Here is an 18,535-nt window from a genome sequence, read left to right on the forward strand (position 1 = left end):
GCGCTGTGGGCGCGTGTCGACGTAGTGCCGCTTCCGTGGCATGAATACCAGCTACCAGAGCCGACCTGGGCGTTTGTGTCAGCTTCGGCTTCCCACGACTCGTTGACAGCCTCTCGCGTTGGAAGGGCCTTCGCAAGTGGTTGGAGCAGGAGTCAGCTGAAAATAGCGAGGTAGTCGAGAACGAGAGCTGGCCCACTGACGAACTGATCTTTCTCGCTTTCATCGTTCGGGCCGTGTCGCTCCAACCGGCGTCGTTCGTCCCGATTTACGAGATTCATGCCGGGAAGTGAAACCATTGGATACCAACGATCGGCGGCGATCTTCTTCTTAACTTTTCCGATGACGCGTACTCGTCCATCGAAAGATGCTTCGCCTGCTATCCATCGCTTGTCGAGAGAACCGACGATTTTCCAGTCTGTATCACTGTCGTCGCCGACGACAACCAGCGCAACATCAAGTTGATCTAGGAAGGATGCCATTGCGTCCATCTCCTGAACGGTGGGTACTCCCTCTATGTCAAGGCCGAGGGCTTCTGCTGACGGTTGCAACCCCTTCATAGCCTGTAGTGCGCTACTCAGGCCCTCGTGGTTCGCCATGGCTGCAATTGACTCGGGAACGAAAACATCACATTCCCATTCGATAATCGCACCGGTTCCAATCTCGGCGAAGTCAGCGTCTGGTTGAAGGACCTCGAACCATCCCGTTTGCTCAGGGTTCTTGTGCCCAGCTTCAATGAGTCGTCTTAGCCTAGAAGCCTTGTGGTCGACTAAGTTCAGGGTGCTTTCGGTCTCAGCGTCCTTCGACCCCTCAAATTTGGTCGAGTTCCAGCCGATTGAACCCCCGAACCCGTGGCTACCTGTAGTACGCGATGTGCCGGTGTCACGTAGCCCGCCTTCAAGGGCGGCGATGTAGTTCGCGAGGGCATCTTCGTCCAGGTACTGTGCGCTGTACAACATTTACACAGTATGCCAGTTGTCTCAGGGCACGCTCCTCTTGCTTATGATCCGTTGAGGTAGTCATCCCGCGCTGGATCCCGCGGACGTCGTCCCTCAGCGGAGACAACCAAAGGTTATTCGGCTACGGAACGTGGTGGAGTTCCGCTTCAATGTATAGGCCTCGACCAATTGCTTGAGAAAGGTTCGGGATGCTGATCGCATCTCGGGCCTTTCTTCCTTCGCTTCCTGGACCGACGGGAACGTCAAGTACTTCGGGAACGGTGGCTGTTCCCGATTCGGCGGGGGGCTCGAAGCTGGCTAGCCTGAACTTCATGGACCGTAGAGACAAGGAGGACGCCGCGACGCTTATGACCCTGCTCCGTCGAGGGAAGCACCCCTCATCGGTACGCGGGTTGCTGTCAGGATGGGACATGCTGCAGGCCGACGTGCCTTCAAGGACACAGATTGAGACGGCAATATCTATCCTGGTGGGTTCCGGCCTTGCTGAGGTCGATCCATCCTGGAGGATGAGGCTCACTGAGCAGGGCGGACAGCTCATGCGGTCCGTGAAAGGTTCTGGCGGGATGCGGCTGATGCCGAGGGCAATTAGCCATCTGCTGGCAGAAAGTGAGTTGAATCGTGCGCCGCTGAGATTGCCTGAGTCGGTCTTTGTCCCAGCGCGTGACGATTATCTGGACACTGCTCGACGCAGGGCTGAGCGCCGATCGCAACATCGGTGGTGGTGGCCCTACCCATTTCGGCGCCCCCGTTAGTGACGCCGCCACGCGAGGGCCGCCGGCCGCGGAGCCTGAGGACGTAGCTGGGATCGCAGGCGCCGGTGATGTTGATCGGTTACGAAACGTGGTGGAATTCCCGTTTCAACGTGTAGTCAGCTTCCCCACGATTCTGCCGAATCTGCTATTCGATCGGCTTACAAGCTGGAGGCCAGGAATTGCGTTGTCTAGAACGCCCATCATGAGCTAACTGGGGTCACGCCATGATTGACAGCGAGTTTCGTCGGGTTGAGTGTCTGGATTAATCCCCTGTCGAATTCCGGGCTAAGGCAGAACAGCCGGGCTCTGTGGGCAGGTCGCCGCAAACATCGCAGGGGTACATTGGCGGCGGCAGCCGCGACGTCTCGCCGAGGCGACGGCGCCCTGAGAATTCCACCTGGCGTCTTGGCGGCATTCATTCGGAACGCGGGCAAGGTTCGGCAAGTCGAAGTGCGGATCACGCAGAAGGCTGCGGAGCCGTGCGCTCGGCGCTTCGGCTGGCAGGGCTTACTTCCTTCAGGACCTTTGGGATGCACGCTTATGCCCGGACCTCGCAGCATCGAGTAGCATGACTCCAAATTGACCAGCAACGGAAGAAGTCACGTCATGCACTATGTCGTCGTACAGGTAATCCTCAAAGAGAAACTCTGGGGAACCGGTTCAGGCAACCTGTCCTCCCTTGAGCAGGCCATCAACGAGCAGGCCGCGAAGGGCTATCGACTCCACACCATTACCACTGCGAGTAGCGGGAGCAAGGGAATCGGTGGCGGTGACCGCATCCAGGCAACGATGGTTTTCGAGAGCCTCGGTTAATCGCACATCGCGAAACGCGCCGGGGAGTCTGGATAGCCCGAAGTGCCGGCGCGTCGACAGGGTCTCAGCATTGCAAAGCGGTGGAGTCCGATTGAACGTGTTAGGGGTCTCGAGCCCCGCGGGTCTATATATCACGCGATATGATAGTTGCATGGTGAACACCGTACGACAACTGCGTGAGGAGGCCGGTCTCAGCCAAGCTGAGCTGGCCGACCGGTCAGGAGTGGCACAACCCAACATCGCGGCGTACGAGGCCGGCAGACGCAGGGCTTCGGCGGTTATGTTGGAGCGCCTGCGACGCGCCGCCCGCCCGCTGCCTCATCAGGCGCTGGCTGAGCACCGGCACGAGCTTGTGACGTTGGCCGGGAACTACGGCCTCACGAACCTTCGCGTCTTCGGGTCGGTCGTGCGCGGGGCAGACGAACCGGGCAGTGACCTCGACATCCTGGTGACACGCTCGCCCGGCGTCGGATTGATGGCGCTGGCCGCGTTCACTGAGCGGGCGACGGAACTGCTCGGAGTCGAGGTCGACGTGGTGACTGATGGCGGCCTGCGAGCTGATCATGAGGTGCTGACCACGGCCGTTGCCGTATGACGGGGCGGGATGCAGCTGCGCTGCGGGAGATCGTGCGCCTGTGTGACGTCGGCGCGGTTTTGGTTGCCCGTGGACACGCCTGGTTCGTCGACGACCCGCAGAACGTCCCTGGCCTGGCAGCGGAGTCCCTGATCATCAAGATCGGGGAAAACGTTGCGCGACTGAGCACGGAGACGACAGCTCTGCATCCCGATGTGCCCTGGTCGCTCATCAAGCGTATGCGTGACCGTCTGGCCCATCACTATGAAGGAACGGACTACGGGGCTGTCTGGGACACTCTCGTGGTCGACCTGCCGGCGATCCATGGCTATTTGGCTCGGTTGGACGAGGGCGCATGACGGGTCCGAGGCAGAGGTTGTTCGGCTACGGAACGTGGTTGAATTCCGGTTTAACGTGTAGCGTTATTGACGCTTCGCGTTATACACTGGTCGTATGATCAGATCGTTCGGGAGCAAGGACACCGAACGGCTGTGGCGTCGTGCCCGTGTGCCTTCGATCGATCCTCGGATACTTTCGGCGGCGTTGAGGAAACTGCGTCAGGTGGGATCCGCTGAGTCGTTGGATGACCTCAGACTCCCACCGGGAAACCGGCTCGAGGCGTTGAAAGGTGATCGTGCCGGACAGCACAGCATCAGGATCAATGACCAGTGGCGTGTCTGTTTCGTGTGGACCGACGCTGGACCAGAGGAGGTGGAGATCGTTGACTATCACTGACAAGATTGCCCCGATTCACCCGGGTGAGGTCCTCATGGAGGACTTCATCAAGGAGTTTGGGATCACGCAGAACAGGCTCGCTGTCGCCATAGGCGTGCCGCCGCGGCGGATCAACGAGATTGTGCACGGCAAACGTGGTGTCTCGGCCGATACGGCACTGCGCCTTGAGCGTTACTTCGGTGTGTCTGCCCAGTTCTGGCTCAACCTGCAGACAAGGTATGAACTGGATCACGCTGAGGATCGTGCCGCCGAGCAGATCGCCGCGATCACTCCGCTGAAGGTCGCGTGACCGGTCACCTCGTCGTGGTCTCCGGCCTGCCCGGCGTTGGTAAGACGAGCATCGCCGAGATCGTCGCTGCGCGCACGAGGTCGGTCCGAGTGTCCATCGATGCGGTCGAGGAATCGATCCTTGCCTGCGGTCTGCCGTCGGGGTGGCAGGTCGGCGTCGCTGCGTACGAGGCGGCGCGTGCGATGGCGGAGCAGAATCTGCGACTCGGCCACGATGTCGTCGTCGATGCGGTCAACGACAGCGAACCGGCTCGGCAGACCTGGCTTACTGCAGCGTCGCAAACAGGTGCACACCTCGAGTTCGTGTATCTCGTGATCTCCGACGTGCAAGAGCATGAGCGGAGGCTCAGCGGCAGGGATCGCGGTCTCGCCTACGTCGGCGAGCCGTCCTGGTCGGACGTTCAGCGCCGTCGCATCGACTACGCCGCATGGTCCGACGAGGTTTCTGAGTTCGACACGGCGGCACGGGCTGCGGACGAGGTCGCTGACGTACTCATCGCTCGCTTGCGCACGAAATGAGACAACAGCATCGCTGATGGTTCTCTGTGCCGGAACTCGGTGGAATTCCGCTTCAACGTCTGATTTCGATGGCTCCTGCCGCTCTGAGGTTAAGAACCAACATCCGGCTGACCGTCGAATTCACGCACGGTGAGCGATGAAGACGAGCGCCCCGATGCCTTGTGCGACCGGTTCCCCCTCGAACCCACCGAACACGGCGTCGACGATGAAGCCGGCGTCAGTGAGCAAAGAGCGCAGGTGCTCCTCGCTGCGGAAGCGGATGCGATCGCACGCCTTCCGCTCCCGACCTTCGGCGTCCACCTCGTGAGCGCAGAAGTCGACCATCCCGGTGGACTCGTCGACATGGGTCGTCTGGTACCAGTGATGGCTCGGACCTTCGGGAAGCTCAAGCGTCTTGAGACTGCGATCCTTCGTCCAGCGTTCCCATCCGCGCGCACGCGGATCGCGTGAATCGAACGCCAGCCGCCCGCCAGATGGCATGTGGGCGGCGATATCTCGAAAGGTGCGGCTGAGGTCCTCGTCTTCGAGGATGGCCTGAGCAACGTTTGAAGACATGATGGTGACCCCGAACTCGCGACTGGCCGGGATTGTGCGGGAATCGCCGATGACCCATTTCACCCGGTCGGCGTTGGGTTTCTGCTGAGCGGCGGCCACTGATGGTTGATGGGGATCGATGCCTGTGCCGGCGACGTCGGCCTGGACGATCTCGATCGTGATGCGACCCGTGCCGCAGCCGAGATCCAGAACGCGGGTGCTGTGGCCCGATGTCGCGACGTTGAGGAAGAACGCGTCATCCGCACCCCACTGACTCACCGCGTCGTACAGGTGCGCCGCATGATCGTCGCTGATCGTTGCCTCCTGATACTCAACGGCCCAGAGGACCTCCTCGCGGTACGAGTCTACTTGGGCCCGTCCCTCGTAGTCAGCGCTTCCCTCAGCGGGACGGCGCACACAGCGGTCGCCGATCGCCACGCGCGAGATGACTCGACGGCGACGAGTCGTACCATGAATATGTAGCACTCGTCCGAATGGGGAGGCTCTCATCATGTCCATCAGCGCAAGCGAGGCGCGCAAAACCTTGTTCCCTCTCATTGAGCGAGTGAATGAGGACCGTGATGCCGTCGAGATCGTCTCTCGTAGGGGCAATGCTGTTCTGATGCCGGCTGTCGAGTACGCCGCGTGGCAGAAGACCGCCTACCTGTTCCGCTCGCCGGCCAACGTCCGTCGCCTGCTCGACGCCTACGACCGTGCCCGCGCCGGAAAGGTCAAGGCCCGCGACCTCGATCGCGCAGACGAGGAAGCCTGAGTGCGTCTTGTCTGGGGCGATTCGGTTCGGGAGGACTGCAGGTACTGGCAGAGCAACGACCGGAAGATCCTGAAGCGCATCAACACGCTCATCGATGCCTGCCTGCGTGATCCGTTCTCCGGGATCGGCAGGCCCGAGAGCGTGAAGTAAGAGGGGCAGGGGTCGTGGTCGCGGCGCATCGCCGATGAGCACCGGCTGGTCTACCTCGTGGACGATGGGGACCTCGTGATTATTCAGGCCCGTTACCACTACTGAGTCGCATACCCCCACCGGTGGACCGAGTTCTGGCGCACCGGCAGGAGTGCGATGCGATCACCGCGTGGTCGGCAGTAGGATCGGAGTGTGGATGGGAAGTGCGGTGCAGAGGAGCTCTATCTTGCGGGCGGCTGCCTCTGGGGTGTGCAGGCCTTCATCGCGACGCTGCCCGGAGTGGCATTCACAGAGGCTGGACGGGCCAACGGCACCAGTCAGCGCCTCGACGGCGACTATGACGGGTATGCGGAATGCGTACGCACGCGATTCGATCCGACGGTTCTTGGTGTCGAGCAGTTGATGGCGTACTTTTTTGAGATCATCGATCCCTACAGCGTGGACCAACAGGGCCCCGACGTCGGCCGAAAATATCGCACCGGCGTGTATTCCAAGGACCCGAACCACCTCGAGAGGGCCCGGGCATTTATCTCGGCGAGGCATGACGCCGAGCGCATTGCCGTCGAGGTCCTGCCACTGGCCAACTACGTGCGAAGCGCCGAAGAACACCAGGGACGGCTCGCACGTTTCCCTGCGGATTCCTGCCACCTGCCTGCGGAATTGTTGACCAAGTACCAGCATGAGGCGAGACCCAGGGCACGCGCCTAGGTTCCCGGTGAAGCCCCGATCTTGGATCGCGGCTTCCTTCTGGCCCCTGCGCAGGAGGCAGGGTGCCAGCTCGCTGTGGCCCATGGGGCGGGAGCGTGGACTGTCGTGGGTTCACGACAGCTGGATGGTGTCAGGTGCCAAGCCACTGACCCCAAGAGCCGCTCTGCGCTCAGAACAGCGGCCAGGGAACCGCCGGCATTTCGCCGCTCGGTGCCGGAAGCCGTCCTGCCCGACGCAATTGCGCGCAGCGCGCGGCGATTGCGGTGATTTCTTCGGCGCTGAGCAATTCGGCCAGCTCACTGCCCAGCCGTCCGTCTAGTTCCCCGCCCAGGCGTTCTACGCCCTCGAGCTCGTCGTCGGTCAGCGCATCACCCATCCACCCCCACAACACGGTGCGCAGTTTGTGCTCGTGGTGGAAGGTGACTCCATGGTCCACCCCGAAACGATGCCCATCGGGCATGGCCAGGACATGGTCACCTTTGCGGTCGGCGTTGTTGACGATCACGTCGAAGACCGCCATGCGCCGCAGTGCCGGTGAGTCCTCATGGATGAGGGCGACCGTTCGTCCGGTCTCGTCATGTCCCTCAAGAACGCGTTTCCAGCCTGCCTCCGGTACCTGGTCCGCAGCGACCAGGTCCACTGCACTCTGGGTGGGGTCCTGCTCCTGCCAGAGTTGCACCATGCCATCACCGAGCGGGCCCTGGCGCATCCACGTCCGTGGCACGATGCCCCAGCCCAGGGCCTGGGAAACCAGGTAGGCGGCGACTTCGCGGTGGGCCAGATGGCCGTCGGGAAAGTCCCAGAGCGGACTTTCCCCGGCCATTGGCTTGTAGACGACCTGGATGCCGCCGATGCTGCCCAGGAAGGTGGCATTTGACGCGGTGGTGATGCGGCCGATGAGTTCGAGTTCATCGTCCTCGAGATCCGGTTCCGGCATCAGGGCCCGGGAGGCGTGCAGATGTGCCCGTCGGGGTCCATGGGATGACCGCAGAGCGGACAGATGGGACGCCCGGCTCCGACGATCTCGCGCGTGCGCTGGGTGAACGCGCGGGCCGCACCGACCGGCATGCGCACCAGCAGCTTTTCCGCCGCTTCCGTGCTGTCCACCTCGGGGGAAGCAACATCGTCTCCGGCCTCGACGTCGGTGAGCGGGTAGGCCTCAATGACGATCTGGGATGTGGTGGGATCCCAGCCCAGCCCGATGGTTCCCGTGCGGAACTGCTCCTGGACGGGTTCCAGCTGGTCATTGTCGACCAATTCAACCGGAGTACCGGAGGGAACGCTGAACGGGTTGCCGTCGACCGCCGTCAGCTGGTCGAGGATCTCATCGATCTTCTCAGCGAGCAGCGCCGACTGCTGTTTCTCCAGGGCGATGCTGACGACCTGGGATCCGGTGCGCACCTGGAGATAGAAAGTTCGCGAACCGGGAAGGCCAATGGTTCCGATGACGACGCGATCGGGCCAGTCGAACTCGTGGACACGTGTAGCCATGTCTTTAGTCTAGGCGCTGCCGGTTCCCGGTTCCCCCGGCCCTGCGCCGCCGCCCACCGGCGCGTCGCCGGGTTGGATGCCCTGGGAGAGCCAGGACAGGTCACCGGCGTCCGTGTTGGTCGCGAAGACACCCGGCCGGCCCGGGCCGTAGCGCACGATCGAGACCGAGGCGGGACCGACGTTGAGGCGCTGGAACAAGTCCAGGTGCATGCCGAGCGCGTCGGCCAGGACGGATTTGATGATGTCGCCGTGGCTCACCGCCACCCAGACGGCCCCGGCGCCGTGCCCGGCTTCAAAGGCGGCGTCGTGGCGCCGGATCGCGGCGACGGCACGGGCCTGCATCGCGGCCATGGCCTCACCACCGGGGAAGACGACGGCGGAGGGCTGGGACTGCACCATCGGCCACAATGCCTCGGTCGCCAGATCCGCCAGTTTGCGGCCCTGCCACTGTCCGTAATCGCATTCGGTGAGGTCGGGATCGAGGGGCACCTCAGATGGTGTCGCCTGCCGCTCGAGGATGTACCGGGCGGTCTGCTGGCAGCGTTCGAGGGGACTCGACACCACCCCTGCCAGGGAAACTGCAGCCAATCGTTCCCCAACCCGTACCGCTTGCCTTCGCCCTGTCTCGTCCAGGTCGACGCCGGCCGCACGACCGGCCAACAGGCCCGTCGCATTCGCTGTGGTGCGGCCGTGCCGCACGAGGATCACCGTCGCCATGGACCAAGCCTAGCCACCCGGGGAGCGGGGGCGGGATCCGTCGTCGTGCCCTTCCGGAGCTGCCAATTGTTCCAAGTGATAGCGTAAGAGCCCATGGAGACCCACAACAGCTTTGACGGCGCCATGGGGACCCTGCAGTCGACGGGCGCGGTGAGGATGCCGGGGCGCAAGGCGGCGTGGTCACGTGCTACACGGTGGCTGTTGCTGGTGCTGATCTGTTTCGTGTGCCTGTTGCCGGTGGTGCTCGTGGTGGTTTTGGTCGCCACCTGGGGGCAGTTCCAGATTGGTGTGGGAACCATCATGGGCTTCCTCGGTTTCCTGGTGATGCTGGCCGGGGCGTTGACGCTGGTGGTGTGGGGTTATCGCCGACACACCACATCCAGCGCGCAGGAACTCCAGGATGTCACCCTCGACGCCAGCGGCCTGACCCTCCGCGGCATCGGGCCCATCCCGTGGCAGGATTTCGGGCCGGCGGACTACCGGATGGTCCGCTCCGAACATGGCAGCGCCTTCACGCGGCGCGCGGTCATGCCGTTGACGCCCTCGGGATTGGTGATGGTCAATGAGCGTACTCCGCTGGCCTTGCGCAGCCGTATCTCGCCGGCCACCGGAGCCTTCTGGAAGGCCCGGCACCTGAACATCTACGTGCCCGGCGTGGAGGGGATGACCGAGGGCGAGGTCATGCAGCTCATCAACACGGCGCACTGGATGTTCGTGGGCCAATCCGCCTCCGGGGGAGTGGCCTGACGCAGCAGTGCCGTCACGGCAGCGGCCCTCACGTCAACGGCCCCGTCGATCACCGCAGGATGATGGCGACCGAGGCCACCAGGTAGAACAGGCTGATCGCCACCAGGAAGACCCGCTCGGCCAGGCCGAAGACATGGCGCCTTGCCCGCTTGACCAGCAGGGCGGCGATCAGGACGACCAGGGCCACCAGTGCCACGACGTGGAGTACCTGCAGCGGCGCGGCCAGCGCACTGGAATCGCCGATCGCGCGCACCAGGTTCCCGGTCAGGCTGTAGGCGAGGGCAAACCATGCGATGGCCGCCACGTAGTGCAGTGCCCCGACGAGGTCCAGCTTCTGCCCTTCCAGGGTGGTCGGGAGGAAGGGCAGGACGATGAAGATGACCACGAGCCCTGCCAGCTGGACCAGGATCGGCATGCGTTCGCCCTCCGGGCCGAACCCGGTGAGGAAGCAGACGGCCAACGTCGCCCAGGAGGCAGCGGTCAGCCAGGTCATCACCACCGCCAGCCGCCTCGTTGGGCCCACGTGGTAGTCGCTGACAGCATGTTCGACGGCGTTGTAGCCGCTGGGAACCAGGTGCAGGGCGAGAAGGATCGCCAGCCGGGCCAGGATCAGCACTGCGGTGGCCGTGGCGGCAAGGGTCGTGATCATGGGGTGTCCTCTCGGGGGGTGGGGGAGTCGCGGAGTGCCTGGTGGAGCCGGTGGATGGTGGCGGCCAGCTCCCCGGTGTCGATGTCGAGCCGCCGGGCCGTCTCGGTGAGCGAGTCGCCCAGCGTGCCGCGGGCCTCGCCCAGGCGTTGGGCGCCGGCGAGGGTGACCCGGATCCGGCGGACGTTGCCTGCTCCGTCCCCGGCCCCGTCGTCCACGAGCCCGGCACCGAGCAGGTGCCGGACGATCGCGCTCATGGCAGGTTCGCTGATGCCCACGGCCCGGGCGAGCTGGCGTCCGGTCAGCCCCGGGTGTTCGGCGGCGATCACCAGGGTGACAAAGCGGTTGTACGTCAGTCCGTGGGGCCGCAGCATCGCGTCGGCGTGCCGATCCAGCGTCCGCACCAGATCGTGGAGTTCGTAGGCCAGGTCCATACGAGTAACTTAAGCACTTAATTTACTAGGTGGCAAGACCCTGCACCGGGACGGGCGACAGCGGCGCGCGGGAACAGTAGGCTCGGTGGTCGACGAGCGATTGCCCACCAGGGGAAACGGAAGGCCGACGTGGACATCACCGACCCGCAGCTGCAAATCCCGGCGGGGCTGCGGACCGCCGAGTTCGTCCTGCGCCCGATCACGGCCGACGACGCGGCGCTGGACCACGCGGCGGTGATGGAATCCCGCAGTTACCTGCGGCTCTGGGAGCAGTCGTCCTGGCCGGAAGACGACTTCACCGTGGAGGCCAACCGTGAGGACCTGGTGGATCTCGAACAGCGGCACGCGGCCCGCCGTGCCTATACCTACACCCTGCTTGACCCCGGTGAAAGCCGCTGCCTGGGGTGCGTGTACCTGTTCCCGCCGACCGCCACGTTCCTGGCGCGGTCCACGGTCAGCCCGCTCGCCAGGTCCACCTGGGCCGAGCAGGAAGCCGTCGTCTACTTCTGGACCCGCAGCTCGGCCATGGACTCCGGCCTGGACGCACGTTTGCTGGAGCGCCTGCGCGGGTGGCTCGCCGGGGATTGGGGGCTCACCCGCACGGTGTTCGTCACCCACGAGCAGTTCACCCAGCAGGTCGGACTGCTCGAGGCCACCGATCTGGCCCCGGCGTTCGAGCTGGTCGAACCCGGCAAACCCGGGAAGTACCTGGTCTACGGCTGAGGCGTGCCGCCGTCGTCCTCTTCCCGCAGGCGCGGTTCGACCCGCTGGGACGGGGTGAAGCCCGACTTGTCGGCGTAGAACCCGCGGATCCGCTCCATGTCGCTTGCCACGTCGCCGGTCACCTCGATCGTCGGGCCCAGCCCGGTTGTCATCGTCGTGCGGTCCACATATCCCAGGGTCACCGGCAATCCGGTGGCCCGGGCGATGCGGTGGAAACCCGACTTCCAATGCGTATGGGCGCCCCGGGTGCCGTCGGGGGTGATGACCAGCCCGAAGACCTCGCCCGAGTGCACCCGGTGAACCACCTCGGTGACGATGTTCCGCGGATCGGTCCGATCCACGGGGATGCCCCCGAGCCCGCGCATGATCGGACCGCTCCAGCCGGCGAACAGGGAGTCCTTGCCCAGCCAGTGCACCCGGATCCCCAGCCGCCAGGCGATGGCCAGCATCAGCACGAAGTCCCAATTCGAGGTGTGCGGCGCACCGACGAGCAGGGTGGGCCGTCGTGGTGCCGGTTCTGTGACCAGGTTCCAGCGGCTGACGGAGAAAAAGGCACGGGCGGCGAGGCGTCGAAGCATGGGATCCACGCTAGGGCACTCCCACTCGGGTACCGGGCATCCGCCATGCGGTCCGCGCCGGGGCTTGACGGCCAGCCGGCGACCGGGTGGAGTGGGAGCCATGGCAGAGAACCACGCCCAGGCATCGGGCCAGCCCGTGGACATCACCCTCCCGCAGGACTGCGGCAACTCGCCGCGCCTGCTGCTGGTCGGCGACCTCATCGTGGCCTGGGCCCGCGGGGATCGGGCAGCCGTGGAACCGTGGCTCGCCGACGATTTCAGCTGGAGCGTCGTGGGAGCAGCCGCCGACTCCGGCCCGCACCAACCCGGCATCCCCTGGCCCGGGCTGGAACCGGAACGGATCGAGATCCTCTCCACCATCACCCACGGCCGGCTCGCGGCCTGCGACGGCTTCCTCGCCGACGGGCCCCGACGCGTGGACTTCTGCCACGTGCTGCACTTCACCGGGGCCTCCAAGACCGCCCGGATCGCGGCGGTCCGCACCTACCTGCAGCCCTCGGCAGCATGAGCGGCGGGGGAGGAGAAGCCCCGGAGGCCAGGGCGTTGGGCGGGTCGGACTGGCAGCGGGAGGAGTACGACGTCGATGCCTACCTCGCGCTGATCGGCGTCGGCCGGGAGCGCCCCGGGCTGGAACTGCTCGGGGCCCTGCACCGCCGGCACGTGGGCACCCTGGTCTTCGCGAACGTCGACGTCCTGCTGGGCGCCCACCCCGGGGTGGCCCCGGCAACTGTCCAGCGCCAGCTCGTCGAACGCGGGCGGGGCGGATACTGCTTCGAACACGCCCAGCTCTTCGCCGCCGCGCTCGAGGACCTGGGCTTCACCGTCAGGCGCCATCTGGGCCGCGTGCATTCCCCGCACAACACCCGCACCCACATGACCGTCGCGGTCCAGCTGGACGGGCGCTGGTTCCTCACCGACCCCGGCTTCGGGTTCAGCCTCACCGGGCCGATCGAGCTGCGTGACGGGGCCCGGCGCAACGAGGGACGGCGGAACTTCGTGATCGGCCACAGCCTGGAGGACGGGGGCGACCGGTGGACGTTGTCCCGCGACGGACAGCTCCAGCACATCACCGATACGCTCACCGTGCAGCCAATCGACGTGCGCACCGGCCACGTGCTGACCTCCACCAATGCCGGCTCCGGACGATTCACCGGATCCCTGGTCGCGGCCCGCCACACCGACGTCGGCCACGTGACCATCACCGAATCCACCCGCACCGTGCGCGCGCCCGGCCGCCGGACCGTCCACGAGCAGATCACCCCGGCCCAGGCGGTGGACGCCGTCCAAGGGCTCGGGGTCCGGCTGGTCGACGATGAACCGGCCCGGCTGCTGCGGATCCTCGAATCGTGGCGCACCGCCGCCCAGCCGGTGCGCCCGGATGGAGGCCGGGCATGACGCGGCAGGCGGCGCCCGGCCGGCTGCAGGTGGTGACCGGGCCGATGTTCGCCGGCAAATCGGAGGAACTGCTGCGCCGCGTGCGCCGGGCCCGGCTGGCAGGGCTCACGGTGGAAATCATCAACCACGCACTGGACGAACGCCACGGCACCCGGACCGTCGCCTCGCACGCGGGGATGAGCCTCCCCGCCCGCGCCGCAGGAGACGTCGACGCCCTCCGCGCGCTCGCCGGACGGCGTCCCCTGGACCTGCTGGCCATCGATGAGGCACAGCTCTTCGGCCCCGGCCTGGTCCCCGTCGTCAACGAGCTGGCGGCGGCGGGAACCACTGTGGTGGTGGCAGGGCTCTGCATCATGCTGGACGGGCACCCCTTCGAGCCGCTCCCGGAACTCATGGCGCTCGCCGAGGACGTCACCAAGCTCACCGCGGTGTGCACCGTGTGCGGCGCCGACGCCGCCTTCCACCAGCGAACCGTCACCGGGCCGCATGCCGACGCCAACCAGGCGGCCGCAGGGCTCGTCGGCGGTGCCGAGGCCTACCAGGCCAGGTGCCGCCGCCATTTCCGCCCCGGGGAATAACGCCCCACCGGCGCCCGTTGTCGACACCATGCGAGCGATGACCTACAGCAAGTACGGATCCAACGACGTCCTGGAACTGACCGAGCAGCCCTTGCCCAAGGTCGGGCCGGGGGAGGTGCGCATCCGCGTCACCCATGCCTCCGTCAATCCCGTGGACTGGAAGGTGATGTCGGGTGGGCTCGATCAGCTCATGGACGCCAGCTTCCCGGTGGTCCCCGGATGGGATGCCGCCGGCCTCGTGGACGCAGTGGGCCCCGACGTCCCCGAGTTCGGCACCGGGGACCGCGTGGCCACCTACGCGCGCAAACAGGTGGTCTCCGGCGGGACCTTCGCCGAATACGTAACCGTTTTCGCCACCGACGTGGCCGCCATCCCCGCGGGCGTGGACGACGACGTCGCCGCTTCCCTCCCGCTGACCGGGTTGACAGCACTGCGCAGCGTCGAGGCGTTGGACCTGGCCGCCGGTGACCGGTTGCTGGTCCACGGTGCCTCCGGGGGAGTGGGATCGCTCGCGGTGCAGCTGGCCGTGGCCGCCGGCGCCGAGGTCGTGGGCACCGCGTCGGAGCGCAACCACTCCAAGCTGGCCGCCCTGGGCGCCACCCCGGTGGCCTACGGCCAGGGGCTCGAGGACCGCCTGCGGGCCGTCGTCCCGGGCGGCTTCGACGCCGTCGCAGACTTTGCCGGTGGCGTCCTGGACACCACCCTCGCGGTGCTCAAGGACGGTGGACGGCACGTATCCATCGCCGATCCCGCGGTGACCGAACACGCCGGCCGGTGGCTGTGGGTCCGCCCCGACGGACCGCGGCTGACCCGACTGCTCCACCTGGTCGCCGAGGGCAGGCTCACGGTGGACATCGACCGCACCTTCGACCTTGCCGACCTCGCCGAGGCCTTTGCCCTGAGCCAACAGGGGGCGGCCCGCGGCAAGCTGGTACTGCGCATCGCCGGTTGAGGGGCTTCGTGGCACACTGTGGCCATGAGAAGGAAACCGGAAACCGTCGAGGAGTACATCGCCTCCTTCCCCGCACCGGCCCGCCAGCGGCTGGTGGAGTTGCGCCAGCTGGCCCGCGCCCAGGCCCCCGACGCCTCGGAGGGCCTGAAGTGGGGCCAGCCGGCCTACTGGGATGACGTCATCCTCTTCATGTTCAGCGGCCACCGGGACCATGCCAACATCGTGTTCACCCCGAGCACCCTGCAGGCCTATCTGCCCGAACTGGATGGCTATGCCACCGGCAAGGGATCGGTGCAGCTTCCCTACGACGTACCGGTGCCCTCCGGGCTGCTGGCCCGGATGATCGCCTACCGGATCCGTGAACTGCACGACGACGGCGTGAAGTGGCGCTGACGGCTCACCGGCGCCGGGCGGGCACCCATGGCCGATGAGATCTTCACATCGCCCCGTCTGGCCGTCCTCTACGACGCGCTGGATCCCGACCGGGACGATCTGGACGCCTACCTGGACATGGTCGGGGAGTTCGGCGCCCGCAGCGTCCTTGACGTCGGCTGCGGAACGGGGACCCTGGCCTGCCTGCTGGCCGACCGGGGCCTCGAGGTCGTCGGCGTCGACCCGGCCGGCGCGTCGCTTGCGGTGGCCCGGGGCAAACCGGGGGCCGAACGGGTGCGGTGGATCCACGGCACCGCCGAGTCGCTGCCCGTGCTGTCGGTCGAGCTGGCGGTCATGACGGCCAATGTCGCCCAGGTCTTCCTGACCGACGAGGACTTCGTCAGCACCCTGCGGGCCATACGGCGGGCACTGGCGCCGCATGGGCTCCTCGTTTTCGAGGTCCGTGATCCGTCACGTCGGGCCTGGCTCGGGTGGAACCGGGAGGAAACTTTCTCGAGCACCAGCATCGACGGAGTGGGCGACGTGGAGGCATGGTGTGATCTGCTCGACGTCCAGGGCGAACTCGTCAGCTTCCGCTGGACCCACCACTTCACGGGCCGCGGCGAGAGCGCCACGTCGGACTCGACCCTGAGGTTCCGCAGCCGGGAGTCCGTCGCCGCGTGTGTTGGAACCGCGGGATTCGCCCTGCAGGAGGTGCGCGGCGCCCCGGATCGGCCCGGTCGGGAAATGGTCTTCATCGTTTCGGCCGGTACCGGCCGCGTACCTTAACACCCGTGTCCGGCGGACGGCGGCACGCCCCGTAGCCGACCGGCGCCGGCTATCCGGGACCGGGACACGCCGAGAGTGGTTGAGAAAATTTACAACGCTCCCGAAGATCCGCATGTCGGCGGGGATGAGTAGTTGACAAACACCAATGTGAAGCAAATCCTTGAGTTTTCGCGGCTGGATGGGCCCCGGTGATGACGATCCGGCAAATGTGACCGATGTCTCCCAAAGTTGCGACTCCATAACGACGGATTCTGAAGCGAGATTTTTATATCCAAGACGCCTATGCGCGGTCTATGGTTTCCCTATGTGAGGCGGGCCACGAAGGGTGGCAACGTCACAGTCAAGTGCAGAGCTGGGCTGGAGAACACACCTAACACAAGGAGGCGGAATGCGTTTCAAGCGTATTTCCAAGGCAGTCGCGATCGGCGCGACCGCCGCCCTGGCGCTGAGCGCATGCGCAGCCAGCACGGGCACCACTGATTCATCGTCCGGCAACGCCGAAGGTGGCGGCAACGGTGGCGAGATCCGCGTCGTCGAGGTGAACGCATTCAGTTCGTTCAACGACAACACGGCCAAGGGCAACGTGGACATCAACTCCAAGATTGCCTACACGACCCAGTCGCAGTTCAACTACATCGACAACGACCTGAAGATCCAGAAGAACGAGAAGTTCGGCAAGTACGAAACCCTCTCCGAGGATCCGCTGACGGTGAAGTACACCATCAACGAGGGCGTCAAGTGGTCCGACGGCGAGCCCGTCAACGCCGACGACATGCTCCTGGCATGGGCCATCCAGTCGGGGCACTTCGATGACGCCACCCTCGATCCGGACACCGGCGAGGTCAAGAGCGGCACCACGTACTTCGACTACGCAGGCGATACCTCGGGCCTCGGCCTGACCGATGTCCCGGAGGTCGGCGACGACAACCGGTCGATCACCCTGAAGTACTCCAAGCCGTACGCCGACTGGGAAACGGCCTTTGGCATGATGGGCGCTGCTCACGTCGTGGCCAAGAAGTCGGGCCTGACCACCGAGGAGCTCTCCAAGCTCATCACGTCTACACCCAAGGGCGATCCGGAGAACCCGGCCAAGCCCAACGCGAAGCTCAAGAAGGTGGCCGATTTCTGGAACACCGGCTTCGACACGAAGTCGCTGCCCAGCGACAAGTCGCTCTACCTCTCCGATGGCCCGTTCATCGTCGACAAGATCGTTCCGAACCAGTCGATGACGCTGGTCCGCAACAAGGACTACAACTGGGGACCGGAGCCGAAGGTCGACTCCATCGTCGTGCGCTACATCGGCGAGGCACCGGCCCAGGTGCAGGCCCTGAAGAACGGTGAAGTGGACATCATCGCCCCGCAGGCGTCCGCCGACACGCTCGAGCAGCTCGACGCGCTCGGTGACCAGGTCGTCGTGGAGAAGGGCGACCAGCTCTCCTACGACCACCTCGACCTGAACTACACGGGCGTCTTCAAGGACAAGAACGTCCGCGAGGCGTTCATGAAGACGGTGCCGCGCCAGCAGATCGTGGACACCATCATCAAGAAGCTCAAGCCCGACGCAAAGCCGCTGGACTCGCAGCTCTTCGTTCCGGCCAACGACGGCTACGCGGAATCGGCGAAGAACAACGGATCGGCCAACTACCAGGAAGCCGACATCCCCGCCGCCAAGAAGTTGCTCGACGGCAAGACCCCGACGGTTCGCCTGATGTACAACAAGGACAACCCGAACCGTTCGGACGCCTACTCGCTGATCGCCGCTTCGGCGAAGAAGGCCGGCTTCAAGGTCGTCGACGGCGGCCTCGGTGCCTCCGAATGGGGCGGTGCCCTCGGTACCGGTACCTACGACGCGACCATCTTCGGCTGGATCTCCTCGGGCGTCGGCGTGACCGGTGTCCCGCAGATCTTCGGCACGGGTTCCGCGTCGAACTTCAACAAGTTCTCCAGCAAGGAAGCCGATTCCCTGATGGACGAGCTCATCGTCACCACCGACCCGGCCAAGCAGACCGAACTCCAGATCAAGATCGACAAGCTGATCTGGGACTCGGACTACGGTCTGCCGCTGTTCCAGTCGGTCGGCGTGGACGCCTACTCCTCCGACGTCGAGGGCGTGAAGTACATGTCCAACCAGACCGGTGTCTGGTGGAACTTCTGGGACTGGAACCTGAAGAAGTAGCACCGTCAGGTAACCGGACGTAAGTGCCCATGAGGCGCCGGGACCATGCTCCGCGGTCCCGGCGCTTCATTGCGCCAGCGAAAACTGCAGTGGAAAGGTTTCCACTGATTGGTCCGGGCCAGCCCGTTCCACATAG

General features: G+C 65.3%; 25 protein-coding genes and 1 pseudogene. 18 read left to right on the forward strand and 8 right to left on the reverse strand.

What is annotated here, in order from left to right:
• Positions 1–152: 152 nt before the first annotated feature.
• Positions 153–956, reverse strand: coding sequence for a hypothetical protein (locus tag ACN0TP_RS02510; protein WP_417216179.1), 804 nt, complete (start codon positions 954–956; stop codon positions 153–155).
• Positions 957–2,314: 1,358 nt separating this feature from the next.
• Between ACN0TP_RS02510 and ACN0TP_RS02515 the strand changes: the two genes are divergently transcribed.
• The 6 genes from ACN0TP_RS02515 (at position 2,315) to ACN0TP_RS02540 (ending at position 4,637) form a co-directional block, all read left to right on the forward strand.
• Positions 2,315–2,521, forward strand: a complete 207-nt coding sequence (locus ACN0TP_RS02515) for a DUF4177 domain-containing protein (protein WP_343900400.1) — start codon at positions 2,315–2,317, stop codon at positions 2,519–2,521.
• 151 nt (positions 2,522–2,672) lie between these two features.
• A complete protein-coding gene (locus ACN0TP_RS02520; RefSeq protein ID WP_343900401.1) occupies positions 2,673–3,116 on the forward strand; it encodes a helix-turn-helix domain-containing protein in 444 nt (147 codons plus the stop codon).
• Entirely contained in the window at positions 3,113–3,454 is a 342-nt protein-coding gene (locus ACN0TP_RS02525) for a DUF86 domain-containing protein (protein WP_417216181.1), read from the forward strand. The genes ACN0TP_RS02520 and ACN0TP_RS02525 overlap by 4 nt, the downstream gene beginning before the upstream one ends.
• Before the next feature lie 94 nt (positions 3,455–3,548).
• On the forward strand, positions 3,549–3,830 hold the full coding sequence (locus ACN0TP_RS02530) for a type II toxin-antitoxin system RelE/ParE family toxin (RefSeq protein ID WP_417216184.1): 282 nt from the start codon (positions 3,549–3,551) through the stop codon (positions 3,828–3,830).
• Entirely contained in the window at positions 3,817–4,119 is a 303-nt protein-coding gene (locus ACN0TP_RS02535; protein ID WP_417216187.1) for a HigA family addiction module antitoxin, read from the forward strand. The genes ACN0TP_RS02530 and ACN0TP_RS02535 overlap by 14 nt, the downstream gene beginning before the upstream one ends.
• Complete coding sequence (locus ACN0TP_RS02540; protein ID WP_417216189.1) at positions 4,116–4,637, forward strand: AAA family ATPase; 522 nt, start codon at positions 4,116–4,118, stop codon at positions 4,635–4,637. Before ACN0TP_RS02535 ends, ACN0TP_RS02540 begins: the two co-directional genes overlap by 4 nt.
• Before the next feature lie 120 nt (positions 4,638–4,757).
• Here the strand turns inward: ACN0TP_RS02540 and ACN0TP_RS02545 are convergent, their stop codons facing one another.
• The gene (locus tag ACN0TP_RS02545; protein ID WP_417216191.1) at positions 4,758–5,609 is read right to left on the reverse strand and encodes a class I SAM-dependent methyltransferase; all 852 of its coding nucleotides are present in this window, start codon (positions 5,607–5,609) and stop codon (positions 4,758–4,760) included.
• Positions 5,610–5,682: 73 nt separating this feature from the next.
• On the opposite strand from ACN0TP_RS02545, the gene ACN0TP_RS02550 reads away from it, so the two are divergent.
• The 3 genes and pseudogenes from ACN0TP_RS02550 (at position 5,683) to ACN0TP_RS02560 (ending at position 6,801) form a co-directional block, all read left to right on the forward strand.
• Positions 5,683–5,943, forward strand: a complete 261-nt coding sequence (locus ACN0TP_RS02550) for a type II toxin-antitoxin system Phd/YefM family antitoxin (protein ID WP_417216194.1) — start codon at positions 5,683–5,685, stop codon at positions 5,941–5,943.
• Positions 5,944–6,198, forward strand: a pseudogene (locus ACN0TP_RS02555) (Txe/YoeB family addiction module toxin).
• Between the two features lie 87 nt (positions 6,199–6,285).
• Complete coding sequence (locus ACN0TP_RS02560; RefSeq protein WP_417216196.1) at positions 6,286–6,801, forward strand: peptide-methionine (S)-S-oxide reductase; 516 nt, start codon at positions 6,286–6,288, stop codon at positions 6,799–6,801.
• 169 nt (positions 6,802–6,970) lie between these two features.
• On the opposite strand, the gene ACN0TP_RS02565 is transcribed toward ACN0TP_RS02560, so the two are convergent.
• The 3 genes from ACN0TP_RS02565 to ACN0TP_RS02575 are packed head-to-tail and all read right to left on the reverse strand — an operon-like array spanning position 6,971 to position 9,009.
• On the reverse strand, positions 6,971–7,738 hold the full coding sequence (locus tag ACN0TP_RS02565) for an SCO1664 family protein (RefSeq protein WP_417216198.1): 768 nt from the start codon (positions 7,736–7,738) through the stop codon (positions 6,971–6,973).
• On the reverse strand, positions 7,738–8,292 hold the full coding sequence (locus ACN0TP_RS02570; RefSeq protein ID WP_417216201.1) for a DUF3090 domain-containing protein: 555 nt from the start codon (positions 8,290–8,292) through the stop codon (positions 7,738–7,740). Before ACN0TP_RS02570 ends, ACN0TP_RS02565 begins: the two co-directional genes overlap by 1 nt.
• A gap of 9 nt (positions 8,293–8,301) precedes the next feature.
• The gene (locus tag ACN0TP_RS02575; RefSeq protein ID WP_417216203.1) at positions 8,302–9,009 is read right to left on the reverse strand and encodes an MSMEG_4193 family putative phosphomutase; all 708 of its coding nucleotides are present in this window, start codon (positions 9,007–9,009) and stop codon (positions 8,302–8,304) included.
• 93 nt (positions 9,010–9,102) lie between these two features.
• On the opposite strand from ACN0TP_RS02575, the gene ACN0TP_RS02580 reads away from it, so the two are divergent.
• A complete protein-coding gene (locus ACN0TP_RS02580; RefSeq protein ID WP_417216206.1) occupies positions 9,103–9,756 on the forward strand; it encodes a hypothetical protein in 654 nt (217 codons plus the stop codon).
• A 49-nt stretch (positions 9,757–9,805) separates the two neighbouring features.
• Here the strand turns inward: ACN0TP_RS02580 and ACN0TP_RS02585 are convergent, their stop codons facing one another.
• Together ACN0TP_RS02585 and ACN0TP_RS02590 are read right to left on the reverse strand one after the other, a co-directional pair.
• Positions 9,806–10,405: a DUF998 domain-containing protein gene (locus tag ACN0TP_RS02585; RefSeq protein WP_417216208.1), complete on the reverse strand. Its 600-nt coding sequence runs from the start codon at positions 10,403–10,405 to the stop codon at positions 9,806–9,808.
• Positions 10,402–10,836, reverse strand: a complete 435-nt coding sequence (locus tag ACN0TP_RS02590) for a MarR family winged helix-turn-helix transcriptional regulator (RefSeq protein WP_417216209.1) — start codon at positions 10,834–10,836, stop codon at positions 10,402–10,404. The genes ACN0TP_RS02585 and ACN0TP_RS02590 overlap by 4 nt, the downstream gene beginning before the upstream one ends.
• A 129-nt stretch (positions 10,837–10,965) precedes the next feature.
• Here ACN0TP_RS02590 and ACN0TP_RS02595 point away from each other — a divergent pair, with 129 nt between their 5' ends.
• On the forward strand, positions 10,966–11,559 hold the full coding sequence (locus ACN0TP_RS02595) for an N-acetyltransferase (RefSeq protein WP_417216211.1): 594 nt from the start codon (positions 10,966–10,968) through the stop codon (positions 11,557–11,559).
• On the opposite strand, the gene ACN0TP_RS02600 is transcribed toward ACN0TP_RS02595, so the two are convergent.
• Positions 11,550–12,137 (reverse strand): 1-acyl-sn-glycerol-3-phosphate acyltransferase, encoded by a 588-nt coding sequence (locus ACN0TP_RS02600; protein WP_417216214.1) that lies wholly within the window; start codon positions 12,135–12,137, stop codon positions 11,550–11,552. The genes ACN0TP_RS02595 and ACN0TP_RS02600 overlap by 10 nt on opposite strands.
• A 100-nt stretch (positions 12,138–12,237) precedes the next feature.
• Between ACN0TP_RS02600 and ACN0TP_RS02605 the strand changes: the two genes are divergently transcribed.
• The 7 genes from ACN0TP_RS02605 to ACN0TP_RS02635 all read left to right on the forward strand — a co-directional run bounded on the left by ACN0TP_RS02605 (position 12,238) and on the right by ACN0TP_RS02635 (position 18,399).
• Positions 12,238–12,645 (forward strand): hypothetical protein, encoded by a 408-nt coding sequence (locus ACN0TP_RS02605; protein WP_417216215.1) that lies wholly within the window; start codon positions 12,238–12,240, stop codon positions 12,643–12,645.
• Entirely contained in the window at positions 12,642–13,532 is an 891-nt protein-coding gene (locus tag ACN0TP_RS02610) for an arylamine N-acetyltransferase family protein (protein ID WP_417216216.1), read from the forward strand. Before ACN0TP_RS02605 ends, ACN0TP_RS02610 begins: the two co-directional genes overlap by 4 nt.
• Complete coding sequence (locus ACN0TP_RS02615) at positions 13,529–14,110, forward strand: thymidine kinase (protein WP_417216219.1); 582 nt, start codon at positions 13,529–13,531, stop codon at positions 14,108–14,110. Before ACN0TP_RS02610 ends, ACN0TP_RS02615 begins: the two co-directional genes overlap by 4 nt.
• Before the next feature lie 37 nt (positions 14,111–14,147).
• Entirely contained in the window at positions 14,148–15,062 is a 915-nt protein-coding gene (locus ACN0TP_RS02620; protein ID WP_417216221.1) for an NADP-dependent oxidoreductase, read from the forward strand.
• Positions 15,063–15,086: 24 nt separating this feature from the next.
• The gene (locus ACN0TP_RS02625) at positions 15,087–15,455 is read left to right on the forward strand and encodes an iron chaperone (RefSeq protein WP_417216223.1); all 369 of its coding nucleotides are present in this window, start codon (positions 15,087–15,089) and stop codon (positions 15,453–15,455) included.
• A gap of 27 nt (positions 15,456–15,482) precedes the next feature.
• Positions 15,483–16,223, forward strand: coding sequence for a class I SAM-dependent methyltransferase (locus ACN0TP_RS02630; RefSeq protein ID WP_417216225.1), 741 nt, complete (start codon positions 15,483–15,485; stop codon positions 16,221–16,223).
• Between the two features lie 388 nt (positions 16,224–16,611).
• Positions 16,612–18,399 (forward strand): ABC transporter family substrate-binding protein, encoded by a 1,788-nt coding sequence (locus ACN0TP_RS02635; protein WP_417216228.1) that lies wholly within the window; start codon positions 16,612–16,614, stop codon positions 18,397–18,399.
• Positions 18,400–18,535 lie beyond the last annotated feature (136 nt).

It is taken from the genome of Arthrobacter sp., assembly GCF_048266065.1.
Taxonomy (GTDB): Bacteria; Actinomycetota; Actinomycetes; order Actinomycetales; family Micrococcaceae; genus Arthrobacter_H.